Origin of the sequence: Candidatus Clostridium helianthi, from assembly GCF_045310795.1 — a bacterium.
In the GTDB taxonomy this organism is placed as follows: domain Bacteria; phylum Bacillota; class Clostridia; order Clostridiales; family Clostridiaceae; genus Clostridium; species Clostridium helianthi.
On the sequence record NZ_JBJIAB010000054.1, the window covers coordinates 16,663 to 33,450 of the forward strand.

At 31.6% G+C, this 16,788-nt stretch carries 19 protein-coding genes; 3 read left to right on the forward strand and 16 right to left on the reverse strand.

Annotated features, from left to right (window positions below):
- The first annotated feature begins 151 nt into the window (after positions 1–151).
- Complete coding sequence (locus ACJDTP_RS25160) at positions 152–1,231, forward strand: response regulator (RefSeq protein WP_008423963.1); 1,080 nt, start codon at positions 152–154, stop codon at positions 1,229–1,231.
- A gap of 249 nt (positions 1,232–1,480) precedes the next feature.
- Here the strand turns inward: ACJDTP_RS25160 and ACJDTP_RS25165 are convergent, their stop codons facing one another.
- The 12 genes from ACJDTP_RS25165 to speB form a co-directional block, all read right to left on the reverse strand.
- The gene (locus ACJDTP_RS25165) at positions 1,481–2,950 is read right to left on the reverse strand and encodes an aldehyde dehydrogenase family protein (RefSeq protein WP_078115957.1); all 1,470 of its coding nucleotides are present in this window, start codon (positions 2,948–2,950) and stop codon (positions 1,481–1,483) included.
- 27 nt (positions 2,951–2,977) lie between these two features.
- Entirely contained in the window at positions 2,978–4,009 is a 1,032-nt protein-coding gene (locus tag ACJDTP_RS25170) for an ABC transporter substrate-binding protein (protein ID WP_008423960.1), read from the reverse strand.
- A gap of 99 nt (positions 4,010–4,108) precedes the next feature.
- Entirely contained in the window at positions 4,109–4,759 is a 651-nt protein-coding gene (locus ACJDTP_RS25175; RefSeq protein ID WP_008423958.1) for a cyclase family protein, read from the reverse strand.
- A gap of 47 nt (positions 4,760–4,806) precedes the next feature.
- Positions 4,807–5,940 carry an iron-containing alcohol dehydrogenase gene (locus ACJDTP_RS25180; RefSeq protein WP_008423956.1) on the reverse strand — a complete coding sequence of 378 codons (1,134 nt, stop codon included), beginning with the start codon at positions 5,938–5,940 and terminating at the stop codon, positions 4,807–4,809.
- Positions 5,941–6,034: 94 nt separating this feature from the next.
- Positions 6,035–7,402 (reverse strand): aspartate aminotransferase family protein, encoded by a 1,368-nt coding sequence (locus ACJDTP_RS25185; RefSeq protein WP_008423954.1) that lies wholly within the window; start codon positions 7,400–7,402, stop codon positions 6,035–6,037.
- A 46-nt stretch (positions 7,403–7,448) separates the two neighbouring features.
- Positions 7,449–8,273: an ABC transporter ATP-binding protein gene (locus tag ACJDTP_RS25190; protein ID WP_008423953.1), complete on the reverse strand. Its 825-nt coding sequence runs from the start codon at positions 8,271–8,273 to the stop codon at positions 7,449–7,451.
- A gap of 16 nt (positions 8,274–8,289) precedes the next feature.
- Positions 8,290–9,087, reverse strand: coding sequence for an ABC transporter permease (locus ACJDTP_RS25195; protein WP_008423951.1), 798 nt, complete (start codon positions 9,085–9,087; stop codon positions 8,290–8,292).
- Positions 9,088–9,114: 27 nt separating this feature from the next.
- On the reverse strand, positions 9,115–9,471 hold the full coding sequence (locus ACJDTP_RS25200; RefSeq protein WP_008423949.1) for a P-II family nitrogen regulator: 357 nt from the start codon (positions 9,469–9,471) through the stop codon (positions 9,115–9,117).
- A gap of 12 nt (positions 9,472–9,483) precedes the next feature.
- The gene (locus ACJDTP_RS25205; RefSeq protein ID WP_008423947.1) at positions 9,484–9,810 is read right to left on the reverse strand and encodes a P-II family nitrogen regulator; all 327 of its coding nucleotides are present in this window, start codon (positions 9,808–9,810) and stop codon (positions 9,484–9,486) included.
- 269 nt (positions 9,811–10,079) lie between these two features.
- On the reverse strand, positions 10,080–11,306 hold the full coding sequence (locus ACJDTP_RS25210; RefSeq protein WP_008423945.1) for a PucR family transcriptional regulator: 1,227 nt from the start codon (positions 11,304–11,306) through the stop codon (positions 10,080–10,082).
- Between the two features lie 254 nt (positions 11,307–11,560).
- The gene (locus ACJDTP_RS25215) at positions 11,561–12,577 is read right to left on the reverse strand and encodes an ABC transporter substrate-binding protein (protein ID WP_008423942.1); all 1,017 of its coding nucleotides are present in this window, start codon (positions 12,575–12,577) and stop codon (positions 11,561–11,563) included.
- A 140-nt stretch (positions 12,578–12,717) separates the two neighbouring features.
- Positions 12,718–13,617 (reverse strand): agmatinase, encoded by a 900-nt coding sequence (gene speB, locus ACJDTP_RS25220; protein WP_008423940.1) that lies wholly within the window; start codon positions 13,615–13,617, stop codon positions 12,718–12,720.
- Between the two features lie 289 nt (positions 13,618–13,906).
- Between speB and ACJDTP_RS25225 the strand changes: the two genes are divergently transcribed.
- Both ACJDTP_RS25225 and ACJDTP_RS25230 read left to right on the forward strand, forming a co-directional pair.
- Positions 13,907–14,131, forward strand: a complete 225-nt coding sequence (locus ACJDTP_RS25225; protein WP_087701257.1) for a DUF1659 domain-containing protein — start codon at positions 13,907–13,909, stop codon at positions 14,129–14,131.
- Positions 14,132–14,174: 43 nt separating this feature from the next.
- Complete coding sequence (locus tag ACJDTP_RS25230; RefSeq protein WP_008423935.1) at positions 14,175–14,393, forward strand: DUF2922 domain-containing protein; 219 nt, start codon at positions 14,175–14,177, stop codon at positions 14,391–14,393.
- 83 nt (positions 14,394–14,476) lie between these two features.
- Here the strand turns inward: ACJDTP_RS25230 and ACJDTP_RS25235 are convergent, their stop codons facing one another.
- The 4 genes from ACJDTP_RS25235 to ACJDTP_RS25250 form a co-directional block, all read right to left on the reverse strand.
- Positions 14,477–15,232 carry a phage antirepressor KilAC domain-containing protein gene (locus tag ACJDTP_RS25235; protein WP_406762784.1) on the reverse strand — a complete coding sequence of 252 codons (756 nt, stop codon included), beginning with the start codon at positions 15,230–15,232 and terminating at the stop codon, positions 14,477–14,479.
- A 74-nt stretch (positions 15,233–15,306) separates the two neighbouring features.
- Complete coding sequence (locus ACJDTP_RS25240) at positions 15,307–15,699, reverse strand: hypothetical protein (RefSeq protein ID WP_406762785.1); 393 nt, start codon at positions 15,697–15,699, stop codon at positions 15,307–15,309.
- A gap of 1 nt (position 15,700) precedes the next feature.
- On the reverse strand, positions 15,701–15,943 hold the full coding sequence (locus tag ACJDTP_RS25245; RefSeq protein WP_406762786.1) for an AbrB/MazE/SpoVT family DNA-binding domain-containing protein: 243 nt from the start codon (positions 15,941–15,943) through the stop codon (positions 15,701–15,703).
- Positions 15,944–16,056: 113 nt separating this feature from the next.
- The gene (locus ACJDTP_RS25250) at positions 16,057–16,683 is read right to left on the reverse strand and encodes an ATP-binding protein (RefSeq protein WP_406762787.1); all 627 of its coding nucleotides are present in this window, start codon (positions 16,681–16,683) and stop codon (positions 16,057–16,059) included.
- Positions 16,684–16,788 lie beyond the last annotated feature (105 nt).

Consider the following 16,788-nt stretch of genomic DNA (forward strand, 5'->3'; position numbering starts at 1 on the left):
TGTTTACTGTTAGGAACATAGAAGAAAATAATAGATATGGCCTATTGGTCTATTATTTTTTTGATTGTACCTTATCTTTGCAAGCAAATAATTCTCTGATATAATCTATAATAAATTTAATCTATTGTCCAAATTTAGAAAGGAGTAGAATATGAGTTCAAAAAACAATATCAATATATTAATTGTTGATGATAGCCTAGAACATATTCGTATTGCTAGTTCTATACTTAAAAGTTTAAAATACCCCATTCGTGTAGCTAATAATGGTATGACAGCTTTAAAACTTATTAAAGAGCAAATTCCAACTTTAATTTTGCTGGATATTATAATGCCTAAAATAAATGGATTTGAAATATGTAATATTATAAAGAAAAATCCCCTTTATCAAGATATTGCAATAATCTTTATGACAGCAGATCAAGATGAAGAGAGTATTCAAAAAGGTTTTTCACTTGGAGCACAAGATTATGTTGTAAAGCCTTATAAATCTTCAGAATTAATAGCCCGCGTTAAAACTCATATTAAGCTTGCATCACAATCAAATGAATTAAAATCTGCCTATAAGGAGCTTGACCAATTTTGTCATACTGTTTCTCATGATTTAAAATCACCACTTAATGTTATTAAACAGCTTTCTAATCTTCTCAGCTTAGAATTAGGTAATACACTAACTGAAGATGCCCTAGAAATTATGAACAGAATTGATAATAAATCAAGTGAAATTATTCTTATGATTGAACGTTTGCTTGAATTTTCTAAAATGGGGCAATTAGAATGTAATTATACTGCTGTCGACCTTCACAGCCTCTTTAACGAAATAATGAATGAACTTACCTCTTTAGAAAAACCCAGCCGCAAAATCAAATTTAATCTTGGTAAATTACCAACTATTAATGGTGATAAAACTTTATTAAAGTTTTTAATACAAAATATTTTAAGCAACTCTTTAAAATTCTCTAACAAAAATGATATAACAATTATTAATGTCTTTTTAGATGATCGAAAAGATAGTTATGAAATTTCAATTCAAGATAACGGAGTTGGTTTTAATATGAAATATTCCAACAAACTGTTTCGCATATTTGAGCGGCTTCACTCAAAAGAAGAATTTGAAGGTTCAGGTGTAGGCCTAGCTATTGTTAAACGAATTATGGATCGTCACAATGGCGCTGTTTACATATGCAGTCAATTATATAAAGGTGTAACTGTTACTCTATCTTTTCCTAAATAATAAATAACAATGTAAATACATCCAAAATACAAAACTATTTTATTTGATAGTTTTGTTAAATATATTAAAATACAGATTTTATAATTTTATAAAATTATAAGCAAATAATTACTCCAAGTCAATATTATGGTATATAATGCCTAAAACAGATATATCAATTTTATATACTAAATTTGCTTAATAAAAACTAATAAAATATAAGTATAGATAAAATTTAACTCTTATCTATACTTATATAACATTTAATTACTAAAACCAGTAATTAGGCTTAGGGGCTAAATTAATACTAATCTGCTTTACTTCTGTATATTCTTCATAGCCGATTGTACCAAGTTCTCTACCTATACCACTTTGCTTGTATCCTCCCCATGGAGCTTCACAGTAAGCAGGCTGATAATTATTAACCCATGTAATCCCTGCTCTTAATTTTTTAATTACTCTCATAGCCTTTGTAATATCTTTGGTAAATACTGCTCCTGCAAGTCCATATTCCGAATCGTTGGCCAATCTTATAGAATCTTTTTCATCTGAAAATTTTTGTATTACAAGTACAGGGCCAAATATTTCTTCCTTGACTATCCTCATATCTGGGGTAGTATCCGCAAATATTGTAGGTTCAATAAAAAAGCCTTTATCCATGCCATTATCCACAATTCTATGTCCCCCACAAACTAATCTTGCACCTTCATTTATCCCTATTTCTATATATGATAAAACTTTTTCCATATGATCTCTACTAATTAAAGGCCCCATTTTTGTATCTCTATCTATTCCATTACCAACCTTTATTTTAGTTGCTCTTTGTTTTAACTTTTCTATGAATTCATCATAAATCGAGTCTTCTAAGAGCAGCCTGGAACCTGCTGCACAAACCTGACCTTGATTAAGAAAAATTCCATAAAGTGCGTAATCAAGAGCTAACTCCATATCAGCATCAGCAAATATAATATTAGGAGATTTTCCTCCTAATTCTAATGAAATATTTTTAATGTTTGCTGCTGCTGAACTCATAATCTTTCTTCCTGTTGAAGTACCACCTGTAAATGCAATCTTATCAATATCCATATTTGATGCAATTTCCTGTCCTACTTTTGAACCTGAACCTAAAACAATATTTACCACGCCTTTAGGAATACCCACTTCATGAAATATTTCAAACAGCTTTATCACACTCATTGGTGTAATCTCTGCTGGTTTAAATATAACAGTATTTCCAGCTGCAAGTGCTGGAGCAAGTTTCCACACTGCCATAAGCAAAGGAAAATTCCATGGAACAATCTGACCACATACACCAATAGGTTCTCTTATAACCATAGTTTGAACATTATCTTCAACATAAAATGTCTGACCACTTGGTTTATTAATGATTCCTGCATAATATCTTAAACAGTGTACAGAGTCACTTATATCATATCTTGATTCGTCCAAAGTCTTACCATTATTAATAGTTTCTATAAGAGCAAACTCTTCACTTCTTTTTTCAAGTAAATCAGCAGTTTTAAGTAAAAGTGCTGCACGTACATCCGGAGTAGTATCCATCCAACCATCTTCATAAAATGCTCTTTTAGCCGCCTTCACAGCTTCTTTAACATCTCTTTCATCACCTTCAGTACATATACCAATAATGTCTCCATTTGCTGGATTTATAATTTCACGAGTTTCTCCACTTATAGATGTGACCCATTCACCATCAATATACATTTTCATTAAATTCTCCATAGAATTATCCTCCTATATTTAACTTCCTTATTTTTTTCTTTCTTTAATTACTTCATCAACAATTGACCCATCAAGTAGTGGTGCTATATCCTTTGGTACATCATCAATTAGCCCAGCGCTTTTTAAGAATTCCGCATGCTCTTTTCCAGAATACTCAAGACTCATATTGTCATTAGAGTTTTCAAATGCTAAAGCATTATCATCTAATGTTGCAAGTTTTACTCCACTCATTAGTTTATTAAAATCATCAGCTGAAATTTTTGCTTCTTCTGCAACATATTTGACAAACTCATCATGATTTGTATTAAAATCTTCAATTCCATCGTACCAAGCATTAATGATTTTCTTAACGTCATCCCTTTTATTTTCTAGTGTCTCATTATTAACTGCCATTACAGCTGGTATTAATCCTGGAGTATCCTTTGTTGTATAAAGTAATTTTCCTCCATTTTCAACTGCAAGAGATAAAGATGGATCCCAAATTGCAGCTGCATCAACTTGTCCAGCAATAAATGCGTTACCTGCGTCACCTATAGTCATATTTGTAAGGTTAATGTCATCTTTTTTAAGTCCTTCTTTCTCAAGACACTTGTATAAGAACATTTGATCGACTGACCCAAACTCTGTTGCAACATTCTTACCTTTTAAATCTTTTAAAGAATTAATTCCATCTTTAACTACTATACCATCTGATCCAGCTGAATAATCTTCAACCATTGCTATTTTGAATTCGCTTCCATTTTTATATGGCGCTATTGTATCAGAATAAGATGCCATAAACATATCTATGTTACCAGATGCAAGTGCATTTATACCGTCTGAGTAAACTGGAAACATTTGAACCTCTGCCTTTACTCCATTTTTTTCAAAGAAACCTCTTTTTTCAACTCCATACCATACATAAGATCCTGGCCATTGAGTAATTCCTATTTTAATTATTTTTTCATCTGAAACCTGTGCAGTTGTATTATCTATTTTATTTGTATTGTTGTTTGCACCACATCCATATAAACCTAACAACATAAACATTGATACTAATATACTTACTATTTTTTTCATATATCTTCCTCCTTGCTTTAATACAACAAATTCATTACCTTTCTAATCTTAGAAATTCAGTACTATCTTAATTTTTTCTAGTATATGAAATATACGTATTTATTCACTCTCCATTGCAACTATTCTGACTGGTGAGCCATCACATCCAACTATATTCATTGGAAATGAAGCTATAATCACATTTTCAAAATCAATCTTATCAAAATATGCCATATTTTCTCCAATCATACAGTTACTCTTTGCAAATAAATCATGTACTGGAAATTCACTTCCTCCTGTTGCATCAGCATTAATTGTATCAATACATATAAATTTAACGCCTTTTTCTATTAAAAACTCTGCAACCTCAATTGAAATATACGGATGATCAAAATATTCATCAGTACCTACTTTCTTATACCAATTGGTATTGAAAAGAATAATATCATTCTCTTTTATCTTATCTCTGTATTTCTTAATATCTTTAAGTGTTATTTCTTCTCTTTTATTTTTATGCGTAACTTTAATAACAACAGCTTCTCCAAAAAACATCCTCAAATCCATCCTATCTATGGTATTTGCTCCATTAAGAAAATGATAGGGTGCATCTACATGACTCCCAGTCTGTGTTCCCATAATAATTCTAGATAAATTATATCCTTCTTTTTCAATGGTAGTTGCAACTGTTATATTGGGTTCAGGATCTCCAGGATAAATTGGAGTATTATTTGTTAATGGCCAAGATAAATCAACTATTTTTTTTACTCTCATAATTAAAATCCTCCATACAAAATCTAATAAGCTTCTTTATAAATTTTTTAATATAATGATTTTAAATACATTCTTTTTATATCCTCATGATTAAAAGTTACTGGATGATAATTTATACCTGCACTTGATACCTTAAAGCAATTTTCAACCATCCAATCCACATCATCTTCCTTTATTCCCTGCTTTGACAATGTAGTAGTTAAATCCAATCTTTCTAATAATTCTTTTATTTTTTCAACACAATCATTTTCATCTTTCCCGCCTAAACGTCTTGAAATGTCTGCAAATTTCTCTGGACACTCTTTTATACTTTCTTCAAAAACGACTGGTATAAGTGCTGCAAGCCCCTTTCCATGAACAATATTTCTTAGGCCGCTTGCTGGGTGCTCCATTCCATGTGGCAGCGTTACACCTGCAGTATTAATAGCCATGCCTCCAAATGTACTTGCTAAACTTATGGCATCCCACGCTTTTGGATCATCACTGCCTTCATACAATGGTACAAGGTATTTTCCTATTAATTCTATTCCCTGTAGACTAATCATATCTGAAATAGGCTGTGCAATTCTTGAAATGTAGGCTTCCATACAGTGACAAAGAGCATCAAAACCAACAGATGCTAAAATACTTTTTGGCATAGTCATCATGCATTCAGAATCTATAATAGAAGCACTTGCCACAATTGCATTGCAGCGAAGTGATTTCTTGTCTCCATTTCCACGATTTGTTAAAACAGCAAAACCATTTCCTTCACTACCGGTACCGCATGTTGTAGGAATCAGTATTATAGGAAGCGCCTCATCACTCTTCAATCTTCCAAAAATATAATCATTAATATCGCCATCATTTTTACATATAAAAGCTATTGCCTTTGCACAATCCATAATACTTCCGCCACCAAGACCTATAATTACATCACATTTCTTATTCTTTGCAATTTGCGCTCCTTCATATGCTGTTGTGGTTAATGGGTTTTGACTTACTTTATCAAAAACAATACAATATATATTTGCATTTTTTAGATATGTAATAGTACGATCTAATAAACCAGATTTTTTAGTACTACTATGTCCTGTTACAATCAACGCTTTACTCCCATATTTTGAAGCTATTTGGCCAACTTCATTTACCCTGCCACGTCCAAAAATCAAATTAACAGGTAAATTATAATCAAACTTCATTTTGTCATCTCCTTCTTGCATATCAATTCATAAACAAATCATGCCCAATGAGTAACCTAATACTAACTGAGCATCTTATATTACAATAGTATCCTTAACTTAATTTATCTAATGTTTCCTTTAGTGTTTCTTCAAATATTTCTAATCCTCTATCTAACTGTTCATCTGTAATACAAAGTGGTGCAAGGAATCTAATAACATTACCAGCAGATCCTGCATTTTCAATTAATAATCCTTTTTGAATAGCTGCTTGAACTAAATTATTAACCAATTCTGGATATGGTTCTTTATCCTTTTTATTTTTTACAAACTCAATTCCAATCATTGCGCCTAAACCACGAACGTCGCCTACAACTTCATACTTTTCCTTAAATCTCATATAAGTTTTCATTACTTTATCTGCAATTTTAGCAGCTTTTCCTGAAAAGTCTTCCTTCTTCATAATTTCCATTGTTTTTAATGCTGAAGCACATGCAAGTGGGTTTCCACAGAAAGTACCACCAATAGTTCCTGGAACTACAGAATCCATAATTTCTTCTCTTGCTGTAATCGCACTAATTGGCATACCTGCCCCCATAGATTTTGCAGTAGCAACAATATCCGGAGCTGCTCCAGCTTCAGCCCAATACTCTGATGCAAAATATTTTCCTGTTCTGCAATTACCACATTGAACTTCATCTGCAATCATCAAAATTCCATTTTCATCACAAATTTTCCGTACCGCCTTTACCCATTCAATTGGTGCAGGCACAAATCCGCCTTCTCCTTGAATTGGTTCGATAAGCATTGCTGCAACATCAGAAGCTGGAGTTGCTTCATCAAATATCTTTTTTAGTTTTTCTATATAGTAATTAATAGCTTCCTCTTCTGTATAGCCTTTAGGAGCACGGTAAAGATATGGAAATTCTGTTCTGTAAATACCGCTTGGGAAAGGTCCCATTCCAAGTGAATAAGCTTTTTTAGCTGTTAATGCCATAGTTAAATTAGTACGGCCATGAAATGCTCCTGAAAAACAAATTACATTTTGACGCTTAGTATAAGCCTTTGCAACTTTTATAGCATTTTCATCAGCCTCAGCACCACTATTAGCAAAAAAAGTCTTTTTCTTTGTTCCGCGGCAAGGCATTATCTCATTAAATTTTTCTGCAAGCTCTACATAACCCTCATGTACAACAACATTAAAAATTGTATGGAAATATTTTTCTGACTGCTCTTTTACAGCTTCTACTATTTCCGGTCTTGTATATCCAACATTTAAAACGCCAACACCTCCAATCCAGTCAATATACTTATTTCCGTCTAAGTCTTCTAAAATTGCGCCTTCTCCTCTTTTAATACAAATTGGATAAGTACTTCCACTTAATGCTTTAGGTATAGCTGCATTTCTACGATTTAATAACTCTTTTGATTTTGGTCCAGGTACAGAACCTGTAATGATTTTAGGTAATTCATCTCTTAACACGATTAAGACTTCCTTTCTATTCTATTACTATTCTTTTATCGAGTTTCTAATTATGTCCGTCTGGGGCATACAATAAATTGTTAATTCCTTTTCTGATTTCAATAAATTCTTTTGTATCTTTTAATTCCAATTCTCTTTTATGCGGTAGATATACATTTACTTGTTTGATAACTTTTCCTGGCCTTGCCGACATAACATATATTTTATTAGCTAAAAACACTGCTTCATCAATATCATGTGTTATGAATACTACTGTAGGATGTTCTTTTTCCCATAATTCTCGAAGTAATAGCTGCATCATAGATTTTGTATGTGGATCTAAAGCTCCAAATGGCTCGTCCATTAACAGCACTTCTGGTTGATTTGCAAGAGCTCTTGCTATTGCTACTCTCTGTTTCATACCACCTGATAATTCTTTAGGATAACTTTTAGCGAATTTGCTAAGTCCTATAACATCCAAATATTTGCTAGTAATTTCATCTTGTTTTTCTTTAGACATTTTTTTAGTTTTTAGTCCAAATTTGATATTATCCTCTACTGTCATCCATGGAAACAAAGTATATGATTGAAATACCATGCCTCTATCAGGTCCAGGTCCAGTCACTTTTTTATCATTTACAATAATGTCTCCAACTGTAGGAAAATCTAATCCAGCAAGCATATGTAACAATGTAGATTTTCCACATCCAGAAGGTCCTACAATACATACAAAGTCGTTATCCTGAATGTTTATTGACACATCTTTAATTGCCGTAGTGCTTTTTTTATTGGAGGTATAAATCTTATCAATATGTTTAACAAGAATCTTAGTGCTTGCTACAGTTGCCTCTAAGCTGGCACCAGCATTATTATATCTCTCTTTTACTAACATTTTTTATTCCTCCTTCTTACTCATTCCATGGAAACATCTTCTTTGTTACAAATGCAAATATTCTATCTGTAATCAACCCCAAAAGGCCAATTACTAAAATACCAGAAAAAATACTTTGCGTATGGAAAAATCTTTGTGCATTCAATATTTGATATCCTAAACCCGAACTAGATGCAACAAGTTCTGCAACTGTTAAGTAAGTCCAAGCCCATCCAATCATCATTCTTAATGTAATCATCATTCTGGGAGCCATAGCTGGAATCAATACCCTTGTTATTGTTGTCCACCTTGTTGTTCCTAAAGTATAACTTGCAGATAATAAATCATCTGGAACTGATCTTGCATCATCAGCAATCATTAAAACCAACTGAAAAAAAGCTCCTAAAAATACAACCATAATCTTAGCTGTTTCTCCAATGCCGCACCATACCATGACAAGAGGTACAAATGCTGGTACAGGCATATATCTTATAAATTCGCAAATTGGATTTATAACTGCTTCAAATGGTTTAAAACACCCTGCAAAAATTCCAAGCGGTACACCAAGTACAACTGCTAAAATAAATCCCATTGTAATACGGTAAATACTAGCTCCCATATTATTCCATAAGTTTCCTTCTTTTACTCCATTTACAATATCACTAATAACATTAATAGGAGATGGAAGAAACATTTCTTTTACATAGCCGCTCATATTAGTTGCAAGCCATAAAGCAAAAATAATAACAAACGTTGATATTGTAATTATTCCATAACGAGATTTTGTTATATCTTTTCTTAGCCTAAAATCACCTTTATCTCCCTTAGCTTTCATATAATTCACTCCTTAATAACACTAGTTTTACATTAACGCATCATCACCCTTTTCACCTGTATGAACTCTTATGCTTTCATCAACAGGTAAAATGAAAATCTTTCCATCGCCATTCATATTACTATGATTTACAGACATAATTACATTAATGACTTCATCAACTTCTTCATCTCTAACTATCATTTCGATCATTTTTTTTGCAATTAACGTATTATTATATATATCATCTGTGGCTGGATCCCCTTCTCCTGATGTAAATTGAACTGCTCGTTTTCCTCTTCCAAGCACCTCTTTGGAACTCATTGCAAAAAATCTGTGATCGCTTAATGCCTGTTTTGTCTTAAAATACAAATTAGGTCTTATTATTACAACAATTTGCTTCATAAAATGTGCCTCCTATAATTCATTTTTACCGTTACTTATTGTTATTACCTTTTCAACTGGAAGAATAAATATTTTCCCATCCCCAAAAGAACCTTCATTGCTTGTCCTCGAATTCTTAACGATGATATCTGTAACCTTATCAACATCACTATCATCTACAACAATCATTAGGGTTTCTTTAGGAATTTCATCATAATATACATCTTCTACTTTTAATCCTCTTTGTTTTCCTCTCCCCAAAATTCCAAATCGTGTTACAGCACGAAATCCATTGTCACACATCTTCTTTAAAACCTCTTCACATTTTTCTGGTCTTATTATTGCCTTTATCATCTTCATAATCTTTACTTCCTTTCTTGTGTTAATTCTCTTTTTGCTTATAAAAAAAGCAAAAACGCATAAATATATTTCTATATTTAAAGCGCCTTTGCTTTTCCTTTATTTCTTGATTTAATTATAAGCTTTTAACTAACTCATTGACAATGGAATCAATCCATAATTATACTTGTGCCTTTAGCACAAAGAATGAGAAATTTTCATAGCCCTGCGGAATAAAAATATATATCATTTCGTTTTATCACCACATAAATTTATGTTATATGTTATTGCTAGACACTAATATTATCACGATATTTCTTTATTGCAAAAGCAAGTTTTAACTCTAAAAATGATGATACATCTGTTAAGTCAGTTCCTAATATCTTTTTAATCTTGTCCATTCTATAGCGCATAGTATTTCTATGAATAAATAAAGCTTCTGCAGTTGCATTTGCATTACAATTATTATCTAAATAAGCCTCTAAAGTATCGCATAAGCATCCATCCTGAATTTTGTCAGCATCTTCTAATACTTTTAATTTACTATTTTTATAATTATCTAAAAATTTATCATTTTTAATTTGACTTAAAAATGCATATAATCCAAGATTATTATAGAAATAAATCTGTTCTTTAGAATTCAAAATATTTGAAATTTTTATTGTATTTTTTGCTTCTTGATAACTAAGCTTTATTTCTTCTATATAGCTATAACTACTTCCTACCCCAACAACTATTTGTAGATGATATGACATTTCAACCTTTTTCACAATATTTTTCAGTATCATAATTAATAAATCATCACTAAACATATCTGTAGGAATTAATGCTACCGCAAATTCACCTTGTATTAATGTCATCATATGTCTAAGTCCATAATTATTAAATTCCCTTTTTATACTTTTTTTTATGTTCTCTTTTATTTCATTAATATAACCATTATCCTTAATCTGTAATTTTTGTAGCTCCTCATTTAAATTATCAATATGAAATACTGCAATTTGATAACTTCTATTTAAATTAATTCCATAATACTGAGCTTGTTCAATTATATTCTCTACTGAAAAATTGTCTACATACAAAATATTAGATAAAATTCGTTCCATTGAATTTGCATTGCTTTCTTCTTCCACTAATGCTTTGCAAATTATTTGAGAAAAATCTATCAAATGCAAATTAATAGATATTTCAAATAGAGGTATTTCTAATTCATTGCAAATGTTTTTAACTGAATCTAAAATCTGCCCCTCATTAATAACAATTCCTGCAACTTTTTGTTCTTCCGCTGTTCTAATAATTTCTAGCATTCTTTTTTCATTATTCGTCAAACTCTCATTGGTAACAATAACTAACTCTCCGCCATGAATCAGCTCACCAAAATCATAATCTTCACTCAAACATTGAATGCAATCTGCAAAATATAACCATCTTATATAGCGGTTTAATCCACTTTCACCTGCAATAAGCTCTAAGCCCTCTTTGAGCTGCTTTATATGAAGTAAATCTTCACAATTCATTTTTCAACAACCCCCGCCCCATTTTTTATAAATTTACATTTATATTTTATTAATTTTGTTTTGACTTTTATCATATTAATAATCATAAATGAAAATAATTTTCCAGATTTATATTAAGTTATAACATATTTATGTAAAACAATCAATTTTACTATATGGATCTACAACAACCCATAGTATGTATATTGAACTAATTAACTTAAAAAATAGAAAAATCGTTATGCATCATTCGTACATAACGTTTTCCATTTTATCTACTTGCTTTTTGCATATTCCTTTACAAACTTATCATTAAGCAGATCTTTACAATCAACCTCCTTAGTTATAACTCCAAGTTCTTTCATAAAGCTTTCAATCTTATTTTGTGTATATCCCCAATAAGTATAGTTATCAGCTTCTTCAAATAATTTAAGTTCTTCATCAATATCAGGAATAATTAGACCTTCCATTTCGCTAGCAAATTCCTTTTTATCTACACCCATTTTTGTAGCCATAAATTCATTTGCTTCATCAGGATTTTGCTTCCAATATTCTCTAGCTTCAAAAAAACTTTTAACAACTGCTTGCACAACTTCCGGCTTATTGTTTACTATATCAGATGAAGCTAAAAGTGCATCCGTAATTAAATCTGGATTATCTTTTGAGGAATATAGAACTGTTCCACCTGAATTCTTTGCATTTGAGAAATATGGATCCCAAACACAGGCTGCATCAACTTGCCCAGCAACAAAAGCATTACCTGCTTGTTGAATTGACATGTCAACAATATTTATATCTGACTTTGACATCCCTGCATCATTTAAAAGTGTTAGTAAAAACATATGATCAACACTATATAACTGAGTAGCTACTGTTTTTCCTTTTAAGTCTTTAATGCTTTTAATTTCTGGCTTAGCAATCAACCCTTCACATCCATTCGATTTGTCAGAAACTAAGACAACACTAAATTTACCTCCTTGACTATATGGGGCTATTGTTTCTGAAGATGGGGCTGTACAAAAATCTAATTTGCCACCTACAAATGCATTTGAACTTTCTGTTGTAGAAGTAAATTCTTGAATCTCTACATCCAGTCCATTTTTTTCAAAGATTCCTTTTTCTTTTGCAAGATAGTAAAGTTCATTTGTTGGCCATGTAGTCATACCTAACGTTACTTTAGTAAGTTCACCTTCTTTTTTTGCTGAACTATCGACTGTTTTTCCATTTCCGCACGCAGCCAATGAAAACATCATAAATACTGCAAGCATACTACCTAAAATTTTCTTTTTCATAATTATGCCTCCTCTGGTTAATAAATTCCGGTTGATTTTTACTTATATTTTTTATTGCTTTCTTTACACTATCAAAAAAAAACGACCCCAAAATCTAATTTGAAAATCGCCTTTGATTTATAAATTTTATTCTATTTCTATTACTTTTCATACATAAGATGCATTAAATCCTGAGCAATATTTGCTGCTGCTAAAGCCGTAATTTCACTATGATCATATGCCGGCAAAACTTCAACTAAATCTGCTGCAACTACATTTAACCCTTTTAAGTTATACAATAGTTTACGCATTTGAGCTGTTGATGGTCCTCCAATAACTGGAGTCCCTGTTCCTGGAGCTGCTGAAGGATCTAATGCGTCTATATCAAATGTTATATACACAGGCATGTCCCCAATAATCTTTTTAATTTTCTCAGCCAATTCTTCCATGTTCATAAAGACTGCATCTTGAGCATAAATAATATTGTATCCACATTCAGACATTTCTGTACGTATAAATACCTGTACTGAATGGCTTGGATCAACACATCCTTCCTCCTGTAAATCATATGCAAAATTTGCATGTGAAACATTTTTTCCTGTACTTGGTGTACTGTCTTGATGTGAATCAAAATGTAGTAATGCAAGCTTTCCATACTTTTCACTTGCTGCACGTACCATACCATAAGGAATTGTATGATCTCCACCTAATGTAAGGAGCTTACAACCCGCATCAATGATCTTTTTAGCATGTTTATATGTTTCCTCAAGCATTATATTTGTTGTATCAGCACCAACATAAAAACCAATATCTCCATAATCTATAATTTTAGCCTCATCGCTTAATTTACAATTCCATGGATATTTAAAGCAACATGTCAACTGACTCATATTGCGTATTGCTCTTGGTCCTAACCTTGCACCTGGTCTGTTAGTAACACCACTATCAAAAGGTACTCCCATTACAACAATATCTACATCATTAAGATCTCTGGTTACTGGATAAAGATTAAAGCTTGGTATTCCAGCATAGTGCAAGTGTTTTTGAACTTCATATTCCATTACTATTCCTCCAATCAATGTTTAACTATACTTTAATTATAACTATCACTTTTATTTTAACAATATTGCCATCTATCAAAAACTATTGTGCTAAAAGCACAATACAAATTGATCTACAAAACCGAGAGCTTTTATTTTTTTATTATTACTACATACTTATCCTTTGAATACTTTTAATCTGTTTTAGTTCTTTTGTTGATTAAAAAACAAATAAATTTTATTTATTTATGTAATAGCGAACATTTGTCCATATATCCTTTATGAAAACAAAATGAAGGAGGTAAAAACTATGGCTGTAACAAAATCAATTCAAACTGCATCCCTAAGCATTGAAGTTCAAAGCGGGACTGATAAAGCGGGGGACGCGATCTACAGCAAGAAGACTTTTTCTGGTGTAAAAACAGATGCTGCTCCTCAAAATGTCTATGATGTTGCTGAAGCAATAAAAGGCGTTATGGAAGCTTCAACTAGAGATTACTTTATAAATGAATCTTCTAGTTTAGTAAATGCTTAGGATAGCATTCCTAAGTAAATTTTTAAGATTGGAGGTATGTTAAATGGAATACACTTTAGCTATGACTTTTTTAACTGCTGCTGGTTTAAAGACTACTTTAAGCGTTAGTGGTGTTAAATCTACTCTCACTAAAGATGAAGTAAATGCACTTATGGATGTTGTTATTGCCAAGAATATTTTCAAAACTAATTCTGGCGATTTAGTTAAGAAATCTAGTGCTCAATTGACTCAAAGACAAGTTACTAAATATGAAGTAGCTTAGTTGCTTTTTTTAAAAATGGAGGTTGTCCTTACGAATAGGATAGCCTCCATTTATATATATGAATTCTCATACAAATCTTTAATTTATAACTCTCTAATCTTTCTTCCTATGAAATCTATCCCCTTCTGAAATACCATGGTTTTTATATTAATTTTAGTTTCTCCACTAGGTACAGTATACTTTTGTTCCAATATGCGAAAATAACCAGAATCTACAAACTGCTGATAAGGAATATTATTTTTATCTAAGACTTTTTTATCTCTTAATAATGAAAATAGTCTATTTCTTCCCATTCTCTTAATACCAAGAACTTTTGCAACATGTCCCATTTCAATTGCATCTTTAGAGCCTGCAACATCATCATAGAATTGTGCTTTTGGTTCTAATAATTTCACTCTCTTTTCAGCTTCTAATCTTCCTTCTCTTTCTTCTTTTAACTTTGTAGCTGCAGCAATAAGTAAATCAGGATTATCTAATAATTCATCTGTAGCATACATTCCTGTTTTTCGTATACAAGGTAGTATTTCATCAAAAATCCATGCTTCAAATTTTACTGCTCCTGGTAATTCGGATTTTGCAGTTAGGCGGTATACATCCCCTTCCGGTATTAAACTCATTTCTACATTTTGGATAGCATCCGTTCCATCTTTTCTCTTTCCAGTAACTACCCCTACTCCGTGTTTCACGGCCCCCCTGCAATGTCTTGAAATTGCATCATTAGGCTTTTTATATCCTAAAGCTTTTGCTATATCAATCCCTACAGCATAATCTTTATTATTAATTTTTACCCATCTTATTTCTCCAAATCTTTCATCTTTGAAAATTAGTAAACCTCCCATTTTGCTTATCCCCTTTCCTCAGAATTTTATCTTTTTAATACTTCTATAATATAAAATATTCATTTCATATTAACTTATTTAATAACCCTTAGATTTGGCTTATTAGCTTCTTTTTTATAATCTTCACTAAACTCATTAATAAAATAATCAAAATTACATTTAATATACAGCAAACCTTTTCTTTCATTCCAGCTTAAAGCATATATCTTATTTATTCTGATTTTTGTATCTTGATTATATATTGTCCATCCATCCCTCCACATACCAACCGGTGGAATATCACTATATAAATTGAAAGGTATATTTTGATCCGTATTTCTTATACAACCTTTTTCATCCATGCTAAAATAAAGACATCCATCTTCATTTCTATTTGTGCTTTTCCCCTGACATTCTCCACCATGCTTATAATTCCTCTTGCAGTATGCGCATTCCAGGCGGTTAGGTAAATCTTTCGGCCTGTTCATTCTAATTCTGTCCTAAAGTCTTTCTGCAGTCACTACAAACAAGCAAATTATTAAATTCACTTATATCTTTATCACTTCCACAAAAGATGCATCCTTTACTATATTTCCTCAAAACTATATCATTATTAACCTTAGTTATTTCGATTGGATCCCCTTCATTAATTCCTAATACCTTTCTTATTTCCTTTGGTATTACAACCCTTCCCAAATTATCAAGATTTCTTACTATTCCTGATGCTTTCATTTAAATAACTTCCCTTCATAATTTAATTTTGATTAATTCTCAAAAAAATCCATTTTCATGCGAATTTAACTCTGTAATTGTTTATTGTGAATTGAGCATTGTGAATTCTAAATTTACCTAAGTCTATAGTTATTCCTAATATCCTTCTCAATTTCTACTACATAATCTTTTGACATTTCATATATTCTTGAAGAAACCCCCTCATCAAAAGCTAATAGTCTATCAATAGAAAATTCGCTGCTGACTATAATAGGCAGAAAGTTAAGATACCTATAATTAATGATTTCAAAAATAATATTTACATCACTTTCAGTTACTTTCCCCTTGAAGAGGTCATCAATAAGTAGGACCTCGCATAATTGATACTTTGAAATTGTCCTAGTATAATATTCTTCATCAATCATATTTTGTTTTATCTTTGTGATTACATCACGATAAGGCATGTACACCACTTTAATTCTTTGCTTTAAAAAGTTTAATGCAACAGCAATACTGCAGTGCGTTTTACCGCTGCCAACCTGACCGCATAATAAAATGCTATTGCGCCTATTGTTTCTAATTTCATCAAAATCAGTACAATAAGCTGCAGCAGTATCCTTAATTTTACTTGACGCTTCATTCCAAATTTCAAAACTAGAGAAAGTAAGTTTACTTTGCTCAACATTGATTCCTGAATACTTCCATTCACTTTTTAGCTTTTCTATTTTCCTGCATTCACAAGCTACAGCAAGAGGTTGCATATGCTCCTGCTTAATTAGTATCCATCCGGTATCGCAGCATTTGTCACACCTATATGAGGTTTGCTTCAATCCTCTTTCTTTCAGCTTCTGTAAGCTTTCGTGGTT

Coding starts and splice junctions, on each gene's coding strand:
- speB (WP_008423940.1), bottom strand. CDS start 13,617: ATGGAATATGAAGTTCAAAAACACTTGCACTATGCTGGAATACCAAGC.
- ACJDTP_RS25245 (WP_406762786.1), bottom strand. CDS start 15,943: ATGAAAGCATCAGGAATAGTAAGAAATCTTGATAATTTGGGAAGGGTT.
- ACJDTP_RS25175 (WP_008423958.1), bottom strand. CDS start 4,759: ATGAGAGTAAAAAAAATAGTTGATTTATCTTGGCCATTAACAAATAAT.
- ACJDTP_RS25205 (WP_008423947.1), bottom strand. CDS start 9,810: ATGAAGATGATAAAGGCAATAATAAGACCAGAAAAATGTGAAGAGGTT.
- ACJDTP_RS25210 (WP_008423945.1), bottom strand. CDS start 11,306: ATGAATTGTGAAGATTTACTTCATATAAAGCAGCTCAAAGAGGGCTTA.
- ACJDTP_RS25235 (WP_406762784.1), bottom strand. CDS start 15,232: ATGGGAGGTTTACTAATTTTCAAAGATGAAAGATTTGGAGAAATAAGA.
- ACJDTP_RS25170 (WP_008423960.1), bottom strand. CDS start 4,009: ATGAAAAAAATAGTAAGTATATTAGTATCAATGTTTATGTTGTTAGGT.
- ACJDTP_RS25230 (WP_008423935.1), top strand. CDS start 14,175: ATGGAATACACTTTAGCTATGACTTTTTTAACTGCTGCTGGTTTAAAG.
- ACJDTP_RS25250 (WP_406762787.1), bottom strand. CDS start 16,683: ATGCAACCTCTTGCTGTAGCTTGTGAATGCAGGAAAATAGAAAAGCTA.
- ACJDTP_RS25215 (WP_008423942.1), bottom strand. CDS start 12,577: ATGAAAAAGAAAATTTTAGGTAGTATGCTTGCAGTATTTATGATGTTT.
- ACJDTP_RS25190 (WP_008423953.1), bottom strand. CDS start 8,273: ATGTTAGTAAAAGAGAGATATAATAATGCTGGTGCCAGCTTAGAGGCA.
- ACJDTP_RS25180 (WP_008423956.1), bottom strand. CDS start 5,940: ATGAAGTTTGATTATAATTTACCTGTTAATTTGATTTTTGGACGTGGC.
- ACJDTP_RS25240 (WP_406762785.1), bottom strand. CDS start 15,699: ATGAACAGGCCGAAAGATTTACCTAACCGCCTGGAATGCGCATACTGC.
- ACJDTP_RS25225 (WP_087701257.1), top strand. CDS start 13,907: ATGGCTGTAACAAAATCAATTCAAACTGCATCCCTAAGCATTGAAGTT.
- ACJDTP_RS25200 (WP_008423949.1), bottom strand. CDS start 9,471: ATGAAGCAAATTGTTGTAATAATAAGACCTAATTTGTATTTTAAGACA.
- ACJDTP_RS25165 (WP_078115957.1), bottom strand. CDS start 2,950: ATGGAGAATTTAATGAAAATGTATATTGATGGTGAATGGGTCACATCT.
- ACJDTP_RS25195 (WP_008423951.1), bottom strand. CDS start 9,087: ATGAAAGCTAAGGGAGATAAAGGTGATTTTAGGCTAAGAAAAGATATA.
- ACJDTP_RS25160 (WP_008423963.1), top strand. CDS start 152: ATGAGTTCAAAAAACAATATCAATATATTAATTGTTGATGATAGCCTA.